This window comes from Maritalea porphyrae, assembly GCF_027213965.1.
GTDB classification, from domain to species: Bacteria; Pseudomonadota; Alphaproteobacteria; order Rhizobiales; family Devosiaceae; genus Maritalea; species Maritalea porphyrae_A.
This window is the reverse complement of the sequence record NZ_JAPWGX010000041.1, coordinates 1-269: the sequence shown is the minus strand read 5'-3', so window position 1 is coordinate 269 and position 269 is coordinate 1. Positions and strand designations below refer to the sequence as shown.

At 50.2% G+C, this 269-nt stretch carries 1 protein-coding gene; it reads right to left on the bottom strand.

From position 1 onward, the window contains the following. On the bottom strand, positions 1 to 269 hold a 269-nt coding region (locus tag O4H47_RS17945; RefSeq protein ID WP_269395393.1), incomplete at both ends, for a metallopeptidase TldD-related protein.

Below are 269 nucleotides of genomic sequence, written 5' to 3'. Positions count from 1 at the left end.
CCACACATGCCCGGCGCAAGTGCCATGTCTTTGCCGACCATGCTGATTTCTTTCAACACTTTTGGACCCGTGCTGATCAGCGTTGCTGTTTTCAGAGGCTTGGTGATTTTGCCATTTTCAATGAGATAAGCTTCACGAACAGCAAAGTTAAACTCACCCGTACCCGGTTGAACCGAGCCACCGCCCATCTTCTTCGCATAGATACCACGCTCGATACCTGCCAGCATGTCATCAAGTGAATGCTCGCCCTCTTCGATAAAGGTGTTACG